The organism is Martelella sp. AD-3 (assembly GCF_001578105.1).
In the GTDB taxonomy this organism is placed as follows: domain Bacteria; phylum Pseudomonadota; class Alphaproteobacteria; order Rhizobiales; family Rhizobiaceae; genus Martelella.
In genome coordinates, this window is record NZ_CP014275.1 from 374,971 (window position 1) to 395,505 (window position 20,535).

The 20,535-nt window shown below is 62.8% G+C and carries 17 protein-coding genes; 15 read left to right on the forward strand and 2 right to left on the reverse strand.

Annotation, left to right across the window (positions count from 1 at the left end; translation table 11 throughout):
• Window positions 1–6 precede the first annotated feature (6 nt).
• The 15 genes from AZF01_RS01710 to AZF01_RS01780 all read left to right on the forward strand — a co-directional run bounded on the left by AZF01_RS01710 (window position 7) and on the right by AZF01_RS01780 (window position 18,974).
• The gene (locus AZF01_RS01710) at window positions 7–597 is read left to right on the forward strand and encodes an ANTAR domain-containing response regulator (RefSeq protein ID WP_018064472.1); all 591 of its coding nucleotides are present in this window, start codon (window positions 7–9) and stop codon (window positions 595–597) included.
• Between the two features lie 2 nt (window positions 598–599).
• Window positions 600–1,820: a CmpA/NrtA family ABC transporter substrate-binding protein gene (locus AZF01_RS01715; RefSeq protein ID WP_081725644.1), complete on the forward strand. Its 1,221-nt coding sequence runs from the start codon at window positions 600–602 to the stop codon at window positions 1,818–1,820.
• A 482-nt stretch (window positions 1,821–2,302) separates the two neighbouring features.
• On the forward strand, window positions 2,303–3,676 hold the full coding sequence (locus AZF01_RS01720) for a CmpA/NrtA family ABC transporter substrate-binding protein (RefSeq protein WP_024706259.1): 1,374 nt from the start codon (window positions 2,303–2,305) through the stop codon (window positions 3,674–3,676).
• Between the two features lie 41 nt (window positions 3,677–3,717).
• A complete protein-coding gene (locus AZF01_RS01725) occupies window positions 3,718–4,794 on the forward strand; it encodes an ABC transporter permease (protein ID WP_024706258.1) in 1,077 nt (358 codons plus the stop codon).
• A 7-nt stretch (window positions 4,795–4,801) separates the two neighbouring features.
• Window positions 4,802–6,568, forward strand: coding sequence for an ABC transporter ATP-binding protein (locus AZF01_RS01730; RefSeq protein ID WP_024706257.1), 1,767 nt, complete (start codon window positions 4,802–4,804; stop codon window positions 6,566–6,568).
• Between the two features lie 5 nt (window positions 6,569–6,573).
• Window positions 6,574–9,021 carry a nitrite reductase large subunit NirB gene (nirB, locus tag AZF01_RS01735; protein WP_024706256.1) on the forward strand — a complete coding sequence of 816 codons (2,448 nt, stop codon included), beginning with the start codon at window positions 6,574–6,576 and terminating at the stop codon, window positions 9,019–9,021.
• 10 nt (window positions 9,022–9,031) lie between these two features.
• The gene (gene nirD / locus AZF01_RS01740) at window positions 9,032–9,367 is read left to right on the forward strand and encodes a nitrite reductase small subunit NirD (RefSeq protein WP_024706255.1); all 336 of its coding nucleotides are present in this window, start codon (window positions 9,032–9,034) and stop codon (window positions 9,365–9,367) included.
• Between the two features lie 12 nt (window positions 9,368–9,379).
• Window positions 9,380–10,909 (forward strand): siroheme synthase CysG, encoded by a 1,530-nt coding sequence (gene cysG, locus AZF01_RS01745; RefSeq protein WP_244435485.1) that lies wholly within the window; start codon window positions 9,380–9,382, stop codon window positions 10,907–10,909.
• A gap of 670 nt (window positions 10,910–11,579) precedes the next feature.
• Complete coding sequence (locus AZF01_RS01750; RefSeq protein ID WP_036235575.1) at window positions 11,580–12,872, forward strand: alpha/beta fold hydrolase; 1,293 nt, start codon at window positions 11,580–11,582, stop codon at window positions 12,870–12,872.
• A 345-nt stretch (window positions 12,873–13,217) separates the two neighbouring features.
• Window positions 13,218–14,474: an ABC transporter substrate-binding protein gene (locus tag AZF01_RS01755; protein WP_024706252.1), complete on the forward strand. Its 1,257-nt coding sequence runs from the start codon at window positions 13,218–13,220 to the stop codon at window positions 14,472–14,474.
• Between the two features lie 97 nt (window positions 14,475–14,571).
• Window positions 14,572–15,441 (forward strand): carbohydrate ABC transporter permease, encoded by an 870-nt coding sequence (locus tag AZF01_RS01760; RefSeq protein ID WP_024706251.1) that lies wholly within the window; start codon window positions 14,572–14,574, stop codon window positions 15,439–15,441.
• Window positions 15,431–16,240 carry a carbohydrate ABC transporter permease gene (locus tag AZF01_RS01765; protein WP_024706250.1) on the forward strand — a complete coding sequence of 270 codons (810 nt, stop codon included), beginning with the start codon at window positions 15,431–15,433 and terminating at the stop codon, window positions 16,238–16,240. Before AZF01_RS01760 ends, AZF01_RS01765 begins: the two co-directional genes overlap by 11 nt.
• A gap of 28 nt (window positions 16,241–16,268) precedes the next feature.
• Window positions 16,269–17,021, forward strand: a complete 753-nt coding sequence (locus tag AZF01_RS01770) for a glycerophosphodiester phosphodiesterase family protein (RefSeq protein ID WP_024706249.1) — start codon at window positions 16,269–16,271, stop codon at window positions 17,019–17,021.
• Window positions 17,021–18,070 (forward strand): ABC transporter ATP-binding protein, encoded by a 1,050-nt coding sequence (locus tag AZF01_RS01775; RefSeq protein ID WP_024706248.1) that lies wholly within the window; start codon window positions 17,021–17,023, stop codon window positions 18,068–18,070. Before AZF01_RS01770 ends, AZF01_RS01775 begins: the two co-directional genes overlap by 1 nt.
• Window positions 18,071–18,089: 19 nt before the next feature.
• The gene (locus AZF01_RS01780; protein WP_024706247.1) at window positions 18,090–18,974 is read left to right on the forward strand and encodes a MurR/RpiR family transcriptional regulator; all 885 of its coding nucleotides are present in this window, start codon (window positions 18,090–18,092) and stop codon (window positions 18,972–18,974) included.
• Between the two features lie 4 nt (window positions 18,975–18,978).
• Here the strand turns inward: AZF01_RS01780 and AZF01_RS01785 are convergent, their stop codons facing one another.
• Entirely contained in the window at window positions 18,979–19,425 is a 447-nt protein-coding gene (locus tag AZF01_RS01785) for a MaoC/PaaZ C-terminal domain-containing protein (protein WP_024706246.1), read from the reverse strand.
• The gene (locus tag AZF01_RS01790; RefSeq protein ID WP_036235571.1) at window positions 19,425–20,534 is read right to left on the reverse strand and encodes an ABC transporter substrate-binding protein; all 1,110 of its coding nucleotides are present in this window, start codon (window positions 20,532–20,534) and stop codon (window positions 19,425–19,427) included. Before AZF01_RS01790 ends, AZF01_RS01785 begins: the two co-directional genes overlap by 1 nt.
• Window position 20,535 lies beyond the last annotated feature (1 nt).

The following is a 20,535-nucleotide window of genomic DNA, read 5'->3' on the forward strand; positions in this document are numbered from 1 at the left end:
CGCCTCATGAACACCAGTGATCTCGCGATCCTTGTCATCGATGAAAACGCGATCCGCGCCGCCATTATCCGGGACGGCCTGCTTAAGGCCGGCCACCATAATGTGACGGTGGTGGAGGAACTGGTCGGCGTCGCCCGCACGATCGAGCGCCTGTCGCCCGATGTGATCGTGATCGATATCGAAAACCCCAATCGAGACATGCTCGAAAGCCTGTTCGTGCTGTCGCGCACGGTGAAGAAACCGATCGCGATGTTCGTCGATCGCTCCGATGCCGAAACCATCCATGCCGCCGTCGAGGCCGGGGTTTCGGCCTATGTCGTCGACGGGCTGAAGCAGGAGCGGGTCAAGCCGATCCTCGACATGGCGATTTCCCGGTTCAACGCGTTTTCGCGCATGGCGCAGGAGCTGGAGGCGGCGAAGAGCCAGCTCGAAAATCGCAAGGTGGTCGATCGCGCCAAGGCGCTTTTGATGAAATCGCGCGGCATGGATGAGGAAAAGGCCTATGCGCTCATGAGGCGCACGGCGATGGATCAGAACCGCAAGATTGTCGATGTGGCGCAGAGCCTGATCATGACGTTCGAGATGCTGGAGAGATAGAGATGCAGGACCTTTCAATCGGATTTGTGCCACTTCTCGACAGCGCCATCGTTCTGGCGGCGGAGGCCAAGGGCTTTTTCATCGAGGAAGGGCTCAAGGTCCGCCTCACGAGGGAAACCTCGTGGAGCGCCATCCGCGACAGGCTGGCCGTCGGCAGCCTGCAGGCCGCCCATGTGCTGGCGCCGATGCCGATTGCCGCCAATCTCGGCCTGTTTCCGCTGGCGCCGAAACTGGTGGCGCCGATCGCGCTCGGGCTCGGCGGCAATGCGGTGACGGTTTCGGCGGCGCTGGGTGCCGCCATGGAGGCGGAGGGCGATGAGAGCGATCTTGACCCGGCCAAGGCGGGTGCGGCGTTGAAACGCGTGATTGCGGCGAGAAAGGCTGAAGGCCTGCCGCCGCTGCGCTTCGGGGTCGTCTACGTGTTTTCCGGGCACAATCTCGAACTGCGCTACTGGCTCGCGGCCAATGGCATCGATCCCGACCGCGATATCGAGATCGTGGTGCTGCCGCCGCCGTTCATGCCGGATGCGGTGGAAGCCGGGCGGATCGACGGCTATTGCGCCGGCGAGCCGTGGAACACGATTGCCGCGCGGCGCGGGGCGGCGCGGATCGTCACCGTGAAGGCGAAGATCTGGCGCTCCAGCCCGGAAAAGGTGCTGGCGCTGCCGGCCGATTTCGTGGATGCCAACGAGGAGACCGTGGCAGCGCTGCTGCGCGGGCTCTACCGGGCCTCGCAATGGGCGGCCGCGCCGGAAAACCACCCGGAACTGGCCGCGATCCTCGCCGAGCCGGGCCATCTCGATGTCGACCGGGCGATGCTCGAGCCGCTGTTCTCCGGAACGCTGGCGATCAGCGACAAGGCGCAAACCACGGTCGAGGATTTCTTCCTGACCTCCGCCAAGGCCGCGACCTTCCCGTGGCAGAGCCATGCGCTGTGGTTCTACAGCCAGATCGTGCGCTGGGGGCTTTGCGATCACTCGGCCGAGAACGCCGAGATCGCGAAAATGAGCTACCGGCCGGATATCTACCGCAAGGCGCTGCAGCCGCTGCACACACCGCTCCCGGGCGCGAGCCTCAAGGTCGAGGGTGCGTTGAAGGCGCCGACGCCGGTGGGCGCGAGCGCCAGCGGCCTCATCCTCGGTCCCGACGGCTTTTTCGACGGTCAGACCTTCGATCCCGATCAGGTGGGCGCTTATATCGAACAGCAGAAGGCGGCCGTCTGAGCCCCTATTTTGTTAAAGCCCGCTCCGCTCTCCTGCGTCATGCTCGGGCCTGTCCCGAGCATCTAAGCACCTCTCAATGCGACAGGCGTGTCGGATGAAAAGCCTGTTTGAATGCAGTCCATTACGAAACGCCAACGCCGCTCGTGCGGAACTGTGGTTAGATCCTCGGGACAAGCCCGAGGATGACGTTCGTAGAAGGGATAGGTCTGTCAAGAAGCGGAACCAAGCCCGTATTTTGTGCGCTTCTCGGATGCAACTGCATAAAATGAAGGCAAACTCTTTCTGAATACATTTTTTATGCAAAAATACGCCGATGCCGCTTGTCTGGTGCGACATTGTGTGTTTCCATAAGTCTCAAGAATTCGGCGCCCAATGGAGGGTGCCAGGCAACGCCGCCAACGCATTCGCGCCACAACTGGCCCGATGACCGTTAGGCGGCTTTTTTCGTTTTTTCGATCCTCCCCATCCATCAGGAGAACGCCATGCGCCATTTCCTTTGCTCTGCCACCATGCTCTGTTCGCTGACCTTCGCGGCGACCGCCGCTCATGCCGAAATGCTGTTTCCGGAAAAGGACGAGCTGACCATCGGCTTCATCAAGCTGACGGACATGGCGCCGCTGGCGATCGCCAAGGAGATGCACTTCTTCGAGGATGAGGGTCTATATGTCACGCTTGAGGCGCAGGCGAACTGGAAGGTGCTGCTCGACCGGGTGATCACCGGGGAACTGGATGGTGCCCACATGCTGGCCGGACAGCCGCTGGCGGCCACCATCGGCTATGGCACCGAGGCGCATATCGTCACCCCGTTCTCGATGGACCTCAACGGCAATGCGATTACGGTGTCGAACGCGGTCTGGGACCGGATGAAGGAAAATATTCCTGTCGGCCCGGATGGCAAGCCGCAACATCCGATCAAGGCCGATGCGCTGAAGCCGGTGGTCGAGGCCTACAAGGCCGAGGGCAAGCCGTTCAAGATGGGCATGGTCTTCCCGGTCTCCACCCATAATTACGAGCTGCGCTACTGGCTGGCGGCCGGCGGCATCAATCCCGGCTATTATTCGCCGGGCGATATTTCCGGCCAGATTCAGGCCGATGCGCTTTTGTCGGTAACTCCGCCGCCGCAGATGCCGGCGACGATGGAAGCCGGAACGATCGACGGTTACTGCGTCGGCGAGCCGTGGAACCAGGCGGCCGTGTTCAAGGGCATCGGCGTGCCGGTCGTCACCGACTACGATATCTGGAAGAACAATCCGGAAAAGGTCTTCGGCCTGACCGAGGAATTCACGCAGAAATACCCGCAGACGACGCTGGGGCTGACCAAGGCGCTGATCCGCGCCGCCATGTGGCTGGACGAGAACGACAATGCCAACCGCGAAGAGGCGGTCGAAATCCTCTCGCGGCCGGAATATGTCGGGGCCGATGCCGAGGTGATCGCCAATTCGATGACCGGTACCTTCGAATATGAAAAGGGCGACACCCGCCCGGCTGCGGACTTCAACGTCTTCTTCCGCCACTACGCCACCTATCCCTATTATTCCGATGCCGTCTGGTACCTGACGCAGATGCGCCGCTGGGGCCAGATCGCCGAGCCGCAGGAAGACGGCTGGTATGACGAGGTCGCCCGCTCGGTCTACCTGCCGGATATCTATCTGGAGGCCGCCCGCCAGCTCATCGATGAGGGCCACGCCACGGAAGCCGACTTCCCCTTCGACACCGATGGCTACAAGCCCGCGACAAACGAGTTCATCGACGGCGTGACCTATGACGGCCGCCATCCGAACGCCTATCTCGAGAGCTTCCCGATCGGCCTGAAGGGGCAAGAGATTGTTGACGGCAACAAGATTGCCGGCCGCTGAGCGCGATTGACACCAGCACGGACAAGGAAGGCTCAGACGCTATGACCATTGTCACAGACATGATGGCCCCCGAAATCGCCGCCCGCCGTGAACGGCGCATCGCCCGGATCAACCGGGCGGGCAAGGTGCTCGCGCCCTTCGGCCTCGGCTTCATCGTGCCGCTTCTGAAGCTGGCCGCCGGCGATACCCCGTCCGAGCAATGGGCGGACCTGAAACAGATGCTGCTCGTTCCTCTGATCGGCATCCTTGCTTTTCTGGCGGCCTGGGCATTTCTGGCGCCGAAGGTCCATACCTCGCTCGGCGCGATCCCCGGCCCGGCGGCGGTGTTCCAGCAGGCCGAGGTGCTGATGGACGACCATTTTGCCGAGCGCCAGAAGGCCGAGGAATTTTACGCCCGGCAGGATGAGCGCAACCAGATGTTGATCGCCGAAGGCTATGCCGACCGTGTGAAAGTGCGGCCCTATACCGGCAAGCCGACCTATCTGGACCAGATCTGGACCTCGCTGCTGACGGTCGCGCTCGGCTTTTTCATCGGCACGGTGATTGCCGTTCCGGTCGGCATCGCCTGCGGTCTGTCGAAGACCTTCGAGGGCGCGATCAATCCGCTGATCCAGCTGTTCAAGCCGGTCTCGCCGCTCGCCTGGCTGCCGATCGTGACCATGGTGGTGGCCGCGCTTTACGAAAGCCAGAACGACCTTCTGCCGAAGTCGATGGTGATCTCGGCGATCACGGTGACGCTCTGTTCCATCTGGCCGACGATCATCAATACCGCGCTCGGCGTCGCCTCGATCGACCGCGATCTCGTCAATGTCGGCAAGGTGCTGCAGCTTTCCACCTGGACGACGATCCGCAAGCTCGTCCTGCCGTCCTCGCTGCCACTGATCTTCACCGGCATGCGGTTGTCGCTCGGCGTTGGCTGGATGGTGCTGATCGCCGCGGAAATGCTGGCGCAGAACCCCGGCCTCGGCAAATTCGTCTGGGACGAGTTCCAGAACGGGTCCTCGGATTCGCTCGCCCGCATCATGGTCGCCGTCATCACCATCGGCCTGATCGGCTTCTTCCTCGACCGGGTGATGTTCGCGCTGCAGACCGCCTTCACCTATTCGGCGAACCGGTAAGGAGGGCATGATGTCGACCATTCTTCAGCTCAAGGGCGTCGAAAAGGGCTTTGGCGAGGGCGTCAAGCGCAACCCGGTCCTTTCTGACATCTCGCTCGATGTGCAGGAAGGCGAATTCATCGCGATCCTCGGCTTTTCCGGCGCGGGCAAGACGACGCTGATGTCAATGCTCGCCGGTCTCGAAAAGCCGGATGCCGGCGAAATCCTGTTTCGCGGCGCGCCGGTGGAAGGCCCGTCGCCGAAACGCGGCATCGTGTTCCAGAACTATGCGCTGATGCCCTGGCTTTCGGTGGAGGCCAATGTGCGGCTCGCCGTCGACGCCGTGCATCAGGACAAGCCGACAAAGGAGCGGGCCGCGCTCGTCGACTGGTATGTGGCGATGGTGGGCCTGAAACACGCCCGCGACCGCAAGCCGTCTGAACTGTCAGGTGGCATGCGCCAGCGCGTCTCGGTTGCCCGCGCGCTTGCCATGCAGCCGGATTTGCTGCTGCTCGACGAGCCGCTGTCGGCGCTCGATGCGCTGACCCGCGCCAAGCTGCAGGACGAACTGGCCGATATCTCCGAAAAAGAGAAGAAAACCATCATCCTCGTTACCAATGATGTCGACGAGGCCATTCTTCTGGCCGACCGGATCGTGCCGCTGACGCCCGGTCCCGATGCCACATTCGGCCCGTCCTTCGATGTGAATATCGCCCGGCCCCGCGAACGCGCGGCGATGAATTCCGACCCCGATTTCATCCGCCTGCGCGCGTCGATCACCGAATATCTGATGGATGTCGGCGTCAGCGCCAAGCCGGACACCGCGCGGGTGGAAACGCTGCCCAATGTCGTTCCGATTTCGCTCAAGTCGACCTCGAAGCCGCTGCCGGCGGCCTATCGCGAAAAGGCGCAGTCGGCGATCGAGACCGGCTATGTCGAGTTTTCCAACGTCACCAAGATCTATCCGACGCCCAAGGGTCCGCTGACGGTGGTTGACGGCTTCGACCTGAAGATGAAGAAGGGCGAGTTCATTTCCGTGATCGGCCATTCCGGCTGCGGAAAGTCGACTGTGCTGTCGATGGCGGCGGGGCTGAACCCGATCAATGCCGGGGGTATCATTCTCGACGGGCGCGAGATTTCCGGCGCCGGGCCGGATCGCGCCGTGGTGTTTCAGGCCCCCTCGCTGATGCCATGGCTGACGGCCCGCGAGAATGTCGCTCTCGGCGTTGACCGGGTCTATCCGAAGGCAAGCCCTGCCGAGCGCCGCGATATCGTCGAATATTATCTCGAGCGCGTCGGCCTTGGCGATGCCATGCACCGGCCGGCGGCCGACATGTCGAACGGCATGCGCCAGCGCGTCGGCATTGCCCGCGCCTTCGCGCTGTCGCCGAAGCTTTTGCTGCTCGACGAGCCCTTCGGCATGCTCGACAGCCTGACCCGCTGGGAGCTGCAGGAGGTGCTGATGGAGGTCTGGTCGCGCACCAAGGTCACCGCAATCTGCGTGACCCATGATGTCGACGAGGCGATCCTGCTGGCCGACCGGGTGGTGATGATGTCGAACGGGCCGAACGCCCGCATCGGCAATATCATGGAGGTCGATCTGCCGCGCCCGCGCTCGCGCAAGGCGCTGCTCGACCATCCGGATTATTACGCCTATCGCGAGGAATTGCTGGAATTCCTGGAGGCCTATGAAGGCGGTGCCTCGCCCGCCGAGGAACAACTCGCCGCCATCAGGCAGAAACGCGACCAGCGCATCAGCCGGCAAACCTGCAACAAACGCGTCGCAGCGGAGTAGAAAACATGGCCCAGAAACTCGTCATCATCGGAAACGGCATGGCCCCCGGCCGCATGCTCGAAGAGCTGTTCGAGCGCGCCCCCGGCCTCTATGACGTCACCATCTTCAACGCCGAACCCCGGGTGAATTACGACCGCATCATGCTGTCGCCGGTGCTTTCCGGCGAAAAGACCTATGAAGACATCATCATCCATGGCGATGACTGGTATGAAGCCCGGGGCGTGACGCTGCATCGCGGCGCGAAGGTGTCGAAGATCGACCGTGAGGCGAGGACCGTGACTGCCGAAAACGGCGTGACGGCCTCCTATGACCGGCTGGTGATCGCCACCGGCTCCGCGCCCTTCATCATCCCGGTGCCCGGCCACGATCTGCCGGGCGTGCTGGCCTATCGCGATCTCGATGACGTGGACCGCATGCTGAAGATTGCCGAGGGCCAGGGCCATGCGGTGGTCATCGGCGGCGGGCTTCTGGGCCTTGAAGCGGCCTACGGGCTGAAGCAGCGCGGCATGAGCGTCACAGTGCTGCACCTCATGGATACGATCATGGAACGGCAGCTCGATCCGGCAGCCGCCTATCTTCTGGAAAAGGCGCTGGACGAGCGCGGCATCGAGATCATTACCAAGGCCAATACCAAGCAGATTCTCGGGAGTGGCAAAGTTGAAGGCGTTGAGCTGGAAGACGGCCGCATCATTTCCGCCGACATGGTGGTGATGGCGGTCGGCATCCGTCCGGCGGCGGGGCTCGCCAAGGATGCGGGGCTCGAAACAAATCGCGGCATCGTCGTCGATGACGGCATGGCGACCTCCGATCCCGCCATCTTCGCGCTCGGCGAATGCGCCGAACATCGCGGTACCTGCTACGGCCTCGTCGCACCGCTTTATGAGAGCGCCGGCGTGCTGGCGGATCGGCTTGCCGGTGGCTCGGCCGAATACAAGGGCTCGCATGTCAACACCAAGCTGAAGGTCACCGGCATCAAGTTGTTTTCGGCCGGCGATTTCGCTGAGGGGCCGGACCGCGAGGAGGTGGTGCTGCGCGATGCCACGCGCGGCGTCTACAAGCGCGTCATCCTGCAGGATAACCGCGTGATCGGTGCGGTGCTTTACGGCGACACCGCCGACGGCGCCTGGTATTTCGACATGCTGAAGCGCGGAACCGATGTGTCGGAGATGCGCGAAACGCTGATCTACGGTCAGGCCTATCAGGGCGGCGGCACGGCAGATCCCGCAGCAGCGGTGGCAGCCCTTCCGGATGACGCGGAAATCTGCGGCTGCAACGGCATCTGCAAGGGCAAGATCGTCAGCGCAATCAAGGACAAGGGCCTGCCCTCGCTTGACGATGTCCGCGCCCATACCAAGGCCTCGGCGTCGTGCGGCACCTGCACCGGGCTCGTCGAACAGCTGATGGCGCTGACGCTGGGCGATGCCTATAACCCCGCCGCCGTCCAGCCCGTCTGCGGCTGCACCGATCTCGGCCATGACGACGTCCGCCGCCTGATCCGCGCCAAGGGGCTGAAGACCATTCCCGCCGTGATGCAGGAGCTCGAATGGAAGACCTCCTGCGGCTGCGCCAAATGCCGCCCGGCGCTCAACTATTACCTCGTCTGCGACTGGCCCGGCGAATATGCCGACGACTATCAGTCGCGCTTCATCAACGAGCGCGTCCACGCCAATATCCAGAAGGACGGCACCTATTCGGTGGTGCCGCGCATGTGGGGCGGGGTGACATCATCGAAGGAGCTGCGCGCGATCGCCGATGTCGTCGACAAATACGAGATCCCGACCGTCAAATGCACCGGCGGCCAGCGCATCGACATGCTGGGCGTGAAAAAGGAAGACCTGCCGGCGGTCTGGGCCGATCTCGGCAAGGCGGGCTTCGTCTCCGGCCAGGCCTATGCCAAGGGCCTGCGCACGGTGAAGACCTGCGTCGGCAGCGATTGGTGCCGGTTCGGCACGCAGGATTCCACCGGTCTGGGCGTCCGGCTCGAAAAATTCATGTGGGGCTCGTGGACGCCGGCCAAGCTGAAGCTCGCCGTTTCGGGGTGTCCGCGCAACTGCGCCGAGGCGACCTGCAAGGATATCGGCGTGATCTGCGTCGATAGCGGCTTCGAAATCCATTTCGCCGGTGCCGCCGGACTGGAAATTCGCGGCACGGAAGTGCTCGGCATGGTCAAGACCGAGGACGAGGCGCTGGAGCATATCGTGGCGCTCACCCAGATGTATCGCGAGCAGGCCCGCTATCTGGAACGCATCTACAAATGGGCAAAACGCATCGGTTATGACGAGGTCCGCGCGCAGATCATGGACGATGCGGACAAGCGCAAGGCCTATTTCGACCGCTTCGTCGAAAGCCAGAAATACGCGCAGGTCGACCCGTGGTCGGAACGCGTCTCCGGCAAGGACAAGCACGAGTTCAAGCCGATGGCCGTGGTCGGGCAGACCGAGCCGGCGGAGTGAGGAGCGTCTTATGAGCAACGAATTCATTGCCATTGGTCATATCGATGACATTCCAAGACGCGGCGCGCGCTGCGTGAACACCGCTTTCGGTCGCATCGCCGTCTTCCGCACGGCCGAAAACGAGGTCTTCGCCATCGACGACCGCTGCCCGCACAAGGCAGGGCCGCTGTCCGAAGGCATTGTGCATGGCAGGGCCGTGACCTGCCCGCTCCACAATATGGTGATCTCGCTGGAAAGCGGTTCGGCGCTCGGAGCGGACGAGGGCGAGGTGCAGACCTATCCGGTGCAGGTCGAAGACGGCCGGCTGTTCATTGCGCTCTCCGCACTGCCGATGGCGGCGGAATAGGGGAGGCGGATCATGGCCACCGGACGCACAAAAACACCCGCCCGCATGGAGGACCTTGCCGTCCTGCCGCTGTTCTTCCGTCTGAAGGGCAAGGCGGTTCTGGTCGCCGGCGGCAGTGATGCCGCCGCCTGGAAGGCGGAGTTGATGGCCGCCACGGGTGCCGATGTGACGGTCTTTCTGGGACGCGAGGCTGCCGACGAGGCGCTGCTTGCACTTGAAGCCGACGGCCGGGTGCACGTTTCCGGGGCGGACTGGTCGGCTGCCGACTGGACGGCGTTTGAACTGGCGCTCGGAGACTGTGTGGATGAGGAGGAAGCGCAGGCCTTCCGCGCGCGGGCGAAGGCGGAAGGCGTGCCGGTCAACGTCATCGACAAACCGGATTATTGCGACTTCCAGTTCGGCTCGATCGTCAACCGCTCGCCAGTGGTCGTCGGCATTTCCACCGACGGCGCGGCTCCCATTCTCGGCCAGGCGATCCGGCGGCGCATTGAAACGCTGCTGCCCAAGTCTCTGAAAGGCTGGGCCGGGCTTGCGGCCGGTTTGCGTGACGGGGTGAATGCCAGACTGAAGCCGGGCGGCGCGCGCCGGGCCTTCTGGGAGCATTTCGTCGATCTGAGTTTTTCTGGTACCTCCGGCCCTGATGATGGTGCAGCGGACAGGCTTCTGTCGCGGGCAACACGGATTGCCGCATCGCCGCAGACGGGCAGCGTCACGCTTGTCGGCGCCGGGCCGGGCGATCCGGAGCTGCTGACGCTGAAGGCCATGCGGGCGCTGCAAGCGGCCGATGTCATCCTGTTCGACGACCTGATCTCGCCGGAAATCCTTGAGCTGGCGCGGCGCGAGGCCAAGCGCATGCTGGTCGGCAAACGCGGCGGGCGGACAAGCTGCCGGCAGGAGGATATCAACCGGATGATGCTTGATCTGGCGCGCGCGGGAAAGCGCGTCGTGCGCCTGAAATCGGGCGATCCTTCGGTGTTCGGACGGTCCGGCGAGGAAATCACAGCCCTTCGCGAAGCGGGCATCCCGGTCTCCGTGATCCCCGGCATTACCGCTGCAAGCGCGCTCGCCGCCGGCGCCACCACTTCGCTCACCCATCGCGACTGCGCCCAGTCGGTCCGCTTCGTCACCGGGCACTCGAAAAAGGGCGCGCTACCGGAGGATATCGACTGGCGCGCCATCGCCGACCCGACGACGACAACGATGTTCTACATGGGCGGCCGCACCGCTGGCGAAATCAGCGCACGGCTGATCGCCGAAGGCCTGCCTCCGGAAACCCCGGTCCTGATCGCCGCCAATATCAGCCGACCGGATGAGCAACGCTGGCACGGCTCGCTTGCGGGGCTGGGCGAGGGCATGGCTGAAATCGGCCATGACAACCCCGTCCTGTTCGGCGTCGGCCGGGTTTTTGCCCGGAATGAGGCCTTGCGGGAGGCGTCAAAGGATGCGCCGGTTTCGTTCTCTGCCGGCGGCGCACGGCCCTTGGCGCCCACCATGTCGTCGTATTTGTCGGACGGCACGTTGGCAATGTGCAGGAGCGCCTGATTTCACCAGTCGAAGAAGGGCTCCGGTCGAGATCGTAGAGATAGCCCCGGAATTCCTCGAAGCCGTGGGCAAGAATTCGGCGGTGTAGCCGAATTCGCGCAGGAATACTGAATGTAGCCGACAGCGTCTGCCATGATGAACATGATGTCGGGCTGTCCGGACGGCGCGCCAGCACTGTCCTGGACCAGGGCGCTCATTCCTGTCAAGGCCGATGCGCAAAGGGGCTGTTCGCCGTTTGAATTCGGGGCAGGCGTGGGTGAAGCCGGTCGTCTGTGAGAGAGGGCCGCAATTTCGGGCAGCAGCGAAGATGTCGGCATCCGCGGTCCATGGGGACGAGCGCGGCGGCATTCGTGTCTTCCTTTCGCGGCCTTTCCGCGGGCCTGCCCTTTTCGTCGGACGCAAAAGCGGATAGGGCTCGGGAAAGGCTAGATCATCGGGCGGTTAATCTGAACCGCCCGATGATCCATCTCTTTGTTAAGGCGCATCGGGTTATCGAAAAACCGGTAACCACTTTTTCGCCCGATGCTCTAGCGCGCCCATGAAAAGGGGAGACCGGCTTTCCGTCCGGACGCGCGGAAAAACGAAGGGTGAGAGCGTGTTCGCTATTCAAGGGAACACGGACATGCTCCAAGGCCCGGCAATAACCGACTGGTCAGGATGATGCGCGATGATGCCGAAACAATATATCATTCCCGGAATGATGATCCGGGATATGCTGGTTCCGGTGCCGGTCGACTGGACGAAATCCGATGGCGCGTTCATCCAGATTTTCGTGCGCGAGATTGTCGATCCGGTGAAACGGCGTGACGACCTGCCGACGCTTGCCTTTCTGCAGGGCGGGCCCGGCGGCAAATCGCCACGGCCCATCGGCGGCGGTCCGTCCTGGCTTGCCGAGGCGTTGAAGACCCATCGCGTGATCCTGATGGACCAGCGCGGCACGGGCCGCAGCAGCCGCATTGAGGCGGAAACCATGTCGCGTTTCGAGAATGGCGAGGCGGCGGCCGACTATCTGATGCATTTTCGCGCCGACAGCATCGTTGCCGACTGCGAACATGTACGCAAGAACCTGATGGGCGATCGCAAGTGGGAGACGCTCGGTCAGAGCTTCGGCGGCTTCATCACGCTCACCTATCTCTCTCAGGCCCCCGAAGGGCTCGCCGCCTGCTACGTGACCGGGGGCCTGTCCGGCCTTTCGGCCTCCGCGGACGAGGTCTATCGCCGCACCTATCCGCGCGTGGCCGTCAAGAACCGGCAGTATCACAAGCGCTATCCGCATGATGCGGGTCTGTTCTCGCGCATTGCCGATCATGTTGCGGAAAATGATGTCCGCCTGCCCGATGGCGACCGGCTCACCGTGCGCCGGCTGCAGACGCTGGGGATCGCATTCGGAGGCGGGGCCGGCTTCGAAAGCGTCCACTGGCTGATGGACGAGGCCTTTGCCGATCCGGATGAAACGCGCCTTTCCGACAGCTTCCTCTTTTCCGTCATGGCGGCGACCGGCTTTGATGCCAATCCGCTCTACGCCCTGCTGCAGGAGAGCATTTACGGGCAGGGAAGCGCGCCGACGAACTGGGCGGCCGAGCGCATCCGCGCCGAGTTTCCGCGCTTTCATCCCGATCAGCGGCCGCTGATGATGACCGGCGAGATGGTTTATCCTTGGATGTTCGAGGAGATACGGTCCCTGCGCCCGTTCCGGGACGCGGCCGAGGCGCTTGCAGCGCATTCCGGCTACCCGCCGCTTTACGATGCGACGCGGCTTTTTGCCAATGATATTCCCGTTGCCGCCGCCGTCTATCACGACGACATGTATGTGGATGCCGGGCTGTCACTGGAAACGGCTGGGAGGCTCGGCAATTGCCAGGCCTGGGTCACCAATGAATACGAGCATGACGGGTTGCGCCAGAGCCCGGATGTCTTCCGTCGCCTGCGCACCCTCGTGCAGGAGCGCGGCGGCCCGCTCTGAGCGTCCTTCCCCGGACCAAAAATCGGAACGAAGCTCTCGGAGTGGCTGATAAATCTCCCGGATTGCTGTCCGGGAGTGTCAGACATGTCTGCGAACGTCTGTCAGCTATGCGTCAAGGTCCTAAATTTGTCCCGAGCACGACGAATGTGGGTGACGCGAGCTTTGTCATCCGTCCGTGAGCGAAGCCGCGCGGTTTTTGTGCAATTCTTCCGCGCGCGTGCATCGCCGCGCCGGTTCGCGCGTGTAAAGAATTCTTCATCATCCGTTTAACGAAATGTCGCTTTGCGCGCGTAATTGCAAGTGGCCGTCACTTTGCAATTCTCGTTGCGAAAAAGGATTTTTCGAATGATGAAACTCTCCGCCTATCTTCTGGCCGGCTCCGTCGCGCTTTCCGCGTCTGCCGCCTTCGCCGATACCACTGTCGAATTCTGGCACAGCTTCTCCGACACCAGCGCCAATGGCGAAGCTCTTGCAGAAATCATCGACAATTTCGAAGCCGCCAATCCCGGCATCACCATCGACGCCCAGTTTATCGGCAATTACAACGACATCGTTGCCAAGCTGCAGGCCGCAATCCCGGCGCGCCGCGCGCCCGACGCGGTGATCATGGAAGTCACCCGTTACGGTCTCTTCGCCGACCGCGGCGTGCTCGATGATCTCTCCGACCGCCTCGCCAATGATCCGCTCGCCGACAATCTGTTCGATTTTGCCCGCGAGGTCGGCGTTTATGAGGGCAAGAATTATATCGTGCCCTTCAACTCCTCGACGCCGGTTCTCTATCTCAACAAGGCCGTCTTCGATGCCGCCGGCTTTGAGGAAGAGCCGAAGCTTGAAACCTATGACGATATCCTGGCTGCCGCGCAGCAGATCACCGATACCCTGGGTGATGAAGGTATCATGGGTATGACGGCGCCGGGCCAGTTCGCCCGCTGGGGCCTGATCATGTCGAATGACAGCGACCTGATCGACTCGAAGACCGGCGAAATTCTGATCGATGCGCCGAACACGGTCGAGGCCTATGAATGGATGGCCTCGCTCGTCGATGAATACAAGGTTGCCTCGCCGGATGGCGTGACTGACGAGAGCAGGGACAAGCAGTTCTTCCTTTCCGGCAATGCCGGCATGATGATGAACTCGACCGGCAATTACGGCGATGCGAAGGAAGCGCTCGGCGACGACCTTCTGGTCCGCCCGATGCCTTGCAACAAGACCTGCGCGGTGCCGATCGGCGGCGCCGGCATCGGCATCTTGTCTACGTCCGAGCCGGAGGTAAAAGACGCGGCCTACAAGTTCATCTCGTTTGCCGCCTCGCCGGAATCGAACGCGATCTGGTTTGCCGGAACCGGCTACATGCCGATCAACCGCCATACGGCGGAACAGCCGCGCGCTGCCGAAGCGCTTGCCAACGCGGAAGGCATCGATGTCGCCATCAACCAGCTCGACTTTGCCCGTGGCCGTCCGCGCCCGGTCGTCGTCACCTGGATGCGCGCCAACGAATATGACGTCTGGCAGTCGATCGCCCTTGGCCAGCAGAGCGCCGAGGAAGCCCTCAGCGACTTCGCCGAGCGCACCAGGCAGGAAGCCCAGCGTCTTTCCAACTGATTGACGCGCCGAGACATACCGCCCGCGCAACGCTTTCGCTGCGCGGGCATCTTCCAATGACAAGCGCAATGTCTGCGCCTGTGCGAAAGTCCGCCCCATGCCGCGCAAGCTGACGCCCTATCTCTTCGTGCTGCCGCTGATCTCCTTCATCGCGGTGTTCACCTATATCCCGATCGTCACCAGTATCGATCTGAGCTTCCGGCAATGGGACTTCATGACCGCCGACAAGCCGTTTGTCGGGCTGGAGAATTACCGGATCCTGTTCAATTCGCGCGAGTTCTGGAATTCGGTGCGGGTCACGGTGATCTTTGCCCTCGTCTCCGTGCCGATCCGGCTGGCGCTGGCGCTTCTGATCGCAAGCGCGCTCACGCGCGAGACCTTTTCGCGACGCATCCTGCGCGGCGCGCTGTTCCTGCCCTCGGTCACGTCAACAGTCTCGATTGCGGTCGTCTTTTCCTGGGTCTTCTCCACCGATTACGGCATGGCGAACGGCCTGCTCTCGTTCTTCGGCGTCGAGAAAATCCGCTGGATGCAGCGGCCGGACCTGGCGCTTGGCGTGCTGATCTTCATCAACACCTGGAAACAGCTCGGCTATGACATCGTCATCTATATCGCCGGCCTGCAGGCCATTCCGCAGGAACTTTATGATGCCGCCGCCGTCGATGGCGGCAAGCGCCGTCATGTCTTCCGTCGCGTGACGATACCGCTTGTGATGCCGACGACCTATTTCCTGCTGGTGATCTCGGTGATCGAGGCTTTTCAGGTCTTCACCCTCGTCTCGGTGATGACCGAGGGCGGACCGGCGGGCGCGACCGATCTTCTGGTGAACCTGCTTTACCGGATCGGCTTCACCTTCTTCGACATCGGCCAGGGCTCGGCGCTCGCGGTGCTGCTCTTCATCCTTCTCATCGCGCTTGCGGTCATCAAGTCGCGCATTCTCGGCCGGAAGGTGCACTATGAAGCCTGACAATCCGATATTCGCCGCGCTGGCATTGCTGGCGGGCCTCGCCTTCCTGTCGCCCGTGCTTTACTCGATCTGGATGTCGTTCCAGACCTCGACGGCCTATTACACCGGCACGGTCGATTTCACACTCGGCAATTACCGGCTCGCCATAGGCCAGTACAATTTCGCCCGCTATCTGCTGAACAGCCTGATCGTCTCGGGCGCGGTCACTCTCATCGGCATCAGCTTTGCCACCATGGCGGCCTATGCCTTTGCCCGGTACCGCTTCTTCGGTTCCAACCTCTTGTTTGCGGCGACGGTGGCGACGCTGATGATTCCGAGCCATATCAGCCTTATCCCCAACTATCTGACGCTGGCGAGGGTCGGATTGCTCGACAGCTATGCGGGCCTGATCCTGCCGGCGATTTCCAACGGCTTTGCCGCCTTCTTCCTGCGCCAGTATATCCGCGGCATTCCCCGCGCGCTGGATGAAGCCGCCTATATGGACGGGGCGACGCCGCTCAAGGTGTTGTGGCGGGTAATCGTGCCGATTGCCAGGCCCGCGATCCTCTCCATGGGCCTCTACATCTTCATCACCGAATGGAACAACTATATCTGGCCGCTCGTCGCCACCAGCCGGGAGGACCTCTACACGCTGCAGGTCGGTCTCGCCCGGCTCTACCGCATCAATCCGGGCGAGGGGCTGATCAACTGGCCGCTGGTCATGGCGGCATCGGCGATTTCCATGCTGCCGGTCATTGCCGGCTTCGTGCTGGTCGAGCGGCATCTGGTGCGCGGCATCACGATGGGCGCCGTCAAATGACGCTGAATATCAAAAAAAGGAAAAGACTGTGACACGCATTGCATCCCATCGCGGCGGAACGCTCGAATATGGCGACAGCACCTTCGCGGGCTTTTCCGCAACGGCGGCGATGGACGTCGACGAGGTGGAATTCGACCTGCACCCGACCGCCGACGGCCGCATCATCGTCAATCACGACGCAACGCTCGACCGGACGACCGACCGCAGCGGCGTCATCGCCGAAATGAAGGCGGCAGACGTGCGCGGAGCAATCGTCAATCATGCCGGCGACGGATTTCGTCACCCGCTTTTCGTCGAGGAGCTTTGCGACATCTTCAGGCTGAGCAAGGTCGTCTTCCGCTGCGAGATCAAGCCCGGCGCTGACGGGAGGCCCTATGCGGACTTCGTGCCGCGCGTGGTCGAAGCGCTCGAAAAGGCCGGGCGGCTCGAAACCACGGTGTTTTCCTCTTTCCTGCTTGAAAGTCTCGATGCCCTGAGGCAGGCAGCTGACCGGCCCACGCTCTGGCTCGTCAGTCCGCCGGTATTGACCCAGCTCGGGAGCCGCGGCGTCGTCGAGATCGCCCGCCAGCGCAGCATTTCAGAGATTTCCGTCAACATAGACATGGCCGACGCCTCGCTGAAACAGCGTGCAGAGGATGCCGGTCTCGCCTTCGGCGCCTGGGCCGCCCACACGGCAGCGCAAATTTCGAAAGCCTTCGCACTGGACCTCAAGGTTTTCACCACCGACCGGCCGCGGCTGGCGATCGATATCCGCAATCAACTGGCGCAGGAGAGGGTATGATGAGCAGTATTGCGCTCAGGAACATCCGCAAGGCCTATGATAACGGCCCAACGGTTCTGCATGGCGTTTCTATGGATATCCAGCCCGGCGAGTTCATCGTCATCGTCGGCCCCTCCGGCTGCGGCAAGTCGACGCTTCTGCGTCTGATCGCAGGCCTTGAGGATTGCCGCGAGGGCGATATCGAGATCGACGGCAGGCGCGCCAATGACGTCTCGCCGCAGGACCGCGATATCGCGATGATCTTCCAGAACTATGCGCTCTATCCGCACATGAGCGTGCGCGAGAACATCGCCTTCGGGCTGGAACTGCGCGGCGTGGCGAAGAAGGAGCGCAACCGGCGCGCCGAAGAGGTTGCCGCCACGCTGCAGCTCACTCCCTATCTCGACCGCAAGCCCGCCGCTCTTTCCGGCGGCCAGCGCCAGCGCGTTGCCATGGGGCGGGCGATCGCGCGCGATACCTCGACCTTCCTGATGGACGAGCCCTTGTCCAATCTCGACAATGCGCTGCGCGTCGTCATGCGCCGAGAGATCAAGGAACTGCACAGGGCGCTGAGGGCAACCATCGTCTACGTCACCCACGACCAGACCGAGGCGCTGTCGCTTGCCGACCGGATCGCGGTGATGAAGGGCGGCTATCTGCAGCAGTTCGACACGCCCGAGGCGATCTATGACCGGCCTGCCAACCGCTTCGTCGCCTCCTTCATCGGTGCGCCGGAGATGAACTTTCTCGATGCCGGCTCGATACCCGGCGGCATTGTCGCGGAAGGGCTCACGGTGGGGCTGCGCTCCGACGCTTTGACGATCACGGCGACGCGGCCGGACGGCGTGGCGCTGCCGGCGCGCGTTACGTTGAGCGAAATGACGGGGTCGGATGTCGTGCTTCATTGCGAAACGCCGGCGGGCCGGGTTACGCTCACGGCGCACCGCGGCGCGCTTCCGGGCGATCTTTCCGACTGCTGGATTGCCTGCGACATGAACGCGGCGCATTTCTTCGACGCGGAGACGGGCGCGCGGGTTGAAACGCAGCAACAGCTTGTTGTGCAGGACTGAGGAAGACGACAGAGCCGACATGAACATACCCGATGGCATTCCCCAGCACCTGAGCGATCTCGTCGCGCTGAACTCGGAGCGACTGACCCAGGCGGATACGCGACTTCTCGATGTGCTTCTTCAGAATCCGCTGCGCGCAGCCCTTGAAAACGGCAAGGAAATCTCCACCCGGGCCGGCCTTCATCCGTCTTCCGCCGTTCGCCTGGCGCGTCGTCTGGGGTTTGAAGGCTATCCGGAATTCCGCACATTCCTGCAAAACAGTCTCGCGGGCGAGGATGAGGATTTCGACAACGGCGCTGCCCGCGTTGCCGCCCGTCTCCTGCGGGCCGATGAGGGCCACCTGGTCTCCTCCGTCATCGACAGCGAGATCGCAGCGCTGGAAGCGGCGCGCAACAGCGTTGATGACCGGCAGATCCGAAAGTTTGCCGAAACGGTGCGGGATTGCCGCAAGGTCTTCATCATCGGCACGGGCCACGCCGGCGCGCTCGCCCAGCTTCTGGGGCTGCGGCTCAATCGTTCGGGCTATGATGCCGTTGATCTCACAGCCACGCCGAACCAGATGCGCGAAAAGCTGATGACGATGACGGCCGATGATGTGCTCTGGCTCTTTGCCTTTCGCAAATTGCCGCCGCTGGTCCAGGATATCCGCACCGTCGCCGCGGATCGGGGCGCGAAAACGCTTGCCGTGACCGATGTGCGGGGCGGACGGTTTTCCCCGCCGCCGGATCATCACATTACCATTTCGCGCGGATCGCTCGGCCAGTCGCAGTCCCTCGTCATCCCGATGACGGTTGCCAATACCGTGATCCTCGATCTTGCAGCCATCGACAACGGCCGCTCGATCCGCGCCATCGAGCAGTTCGACCGCTTCCGCGAAGACGGCCCGCCTCTGAGCTGGGGCTGAGGGGCTATGCCTCTCGGCGCTCGACCAGATAGACATGGTCGCAGGCCATCACGACTTCTTCGCGCTGGTTGCGGACGCGCACCTCCTCGATGACCCGGCCATGGCCGGGTCGCTTCGGATCGTCCTCGCAGCGCGTGATCGTCAGCACGGTGTGGATCGTGTCGCCGATGAAGACCGGTTTGGGGAAGCGCAGCCGCTCATAGCCATAGGTGAAGGAGAGTGGATTGATTTCCGACGCCGACAGGCCGATGCCGATGGCAAAGGTCATCGTGCCATGGGCGATGCGCTGTCCGAAGGGGCTATCCTTCATGAATTCGGCATCCATGTGGTGGGGAAAGAAGTCGCCCGTATGGCCCGCATGGACGACGAAGTCCGTCTCGGTGATCGTCCGGCCATAGGTGCGGCGCTCCTCGCCGACCTTGATGTCCTCGAAATGGCGTGGCCGCTCCATCAGAAGCTCTCCGTAAACAGTGTGTTGATCCGGGCAATGGCGGCACGCGCGTTTGTGCCATCCCGGAGGGCAGCGTTGAGCGCATCGGAGGCCGCAGCCTGGAAGCGCATATAGCCGTAGTGGCGCGGACGCAGGAACGCTGTTTCCAGCGTTTGCCTTGTGTTGCGATAAAAATCGTGGGTTTTGGCGTTGACGGCATCGTCGGTCCAGCCGGCGTCATGGCCGGGCTGGCCGCCGGCCTCGGGATAAAGCCCCGACTGAACCGCGGCGCCTGCGACCCAGTAGGCGTAGTCGATTGCCGCTTCCCGGTTCCCGCAAAAGGCCGAGACGGCAATGCCCGTGCCGCCGAGCGCCGATCCGCAGGGGCCGTTATCGCCAAGTGACGGGATGTCGGCGAAGGTCAGCCGGTGCGGGCGGAAGCCGTCGACAGCATAATTCACATAGCCGTAGATATAGGGCGAGAGGACTGCCTGCGGCCCAGGCCCGGCCAGCGCCTCGAGCACGGCAATCGGATCCATGGCGAAGTTTTCCGCCGGCACCACGCGTGCAAGTTCGGCAAGCTTCTCATAAACCGCGATACCGTCATCAACGGCGATCAGCGGTCCGGGGCTTTCCGTCTGGCAGGGCGTGCCGGTATTGGCGGCAAGCGTATAGAACGTCATCAGATTGTGCGGCGGGCGCAGCGGAAGCATGACGCGGCCTTCGCAGGCAAGCGCGATCAGGCTTTCCCAGTCTTGGGGCAATTCTTCGATCAGGTCCTCGCGATAGGCCATGACCTGCGCTGCCGCGTCCAGCGGGAATGCCCATTGACGTCCATGATAGCCATAGCTCGGGTAGGACGCGCCGACGGAGCCTTTTGCAAGCGCATCCCGCTCATCCTCGCGACCCGGCACATCCAGCGGCGCCAGGCAGTTCTCCGCCGTGATCTGGCCCACATGCGGGTGATCGATGACGATCAGGTCATATTGCCGGGCCAGTTCCTCGACCGGAAAGCTCTCGAAATCCTGCAGGCTGCGCTTGTCCCATTCGATCGCGACGCCTGTCTTCCTTCGCCATTCGGCGGCACTTGCCGCCATCGGGTCATAGCCGCGCGGATGGCTCCAGGTCATG